At 65.4% G+C, this 321-nt stretch carries 1 pseudogene; it reads right to left on the bottom strand.

The window, feature by feature from the left end:
* A pseudogene (locus tag E5162_RS14820) lies at nucleotides 1-321 on the bottom strand (TonB-dependent receptor); the annotation flags it as partial.

The raw sequence follows: 321 nt of genomic DNA, 5'->3' as shown, positions 1-321 counted from the left end.
GTCCGGCCGGCATTGTTGGCCTCAAGGAAGGTAACGCCTGACAAATCCTGACCGGCCTGGAAGCCAGCGCGCCGAGGCGCGACGGGCACGCCGTTCGAGCGCACGGTGCCGGCAGAGCGGCAGCGCGCCGATTCCGACAGGTCGCGTGTACCCGCCACGTTGTCGATATAGCCACCGGCATGGTCGGCATAGACCACGCCGCGCACGGCGAAGTTCTCGGCAACGGGATAATTGCCCACCGCCGTGACGTTCGAGCTCATCTCACCGCCATCGGTCCAGGAGAACCCGAAATTGGCGTTGGCCTCAAACTCGCCGATCACC

This window comes from Marinicauda pacifica, assembly GCF_004793635.1.
In the GTDB taxonomy this organism is placed as follows: Bacteria; Pseudomonadota; Alphaproteobacteria; order Caulobacterales; family Maricaulaceae; genus Marinicauda; species Marinicauda pacifica.
This window is presented reverse-complemented; position numbering and strand designations above follow the sequence as displayed.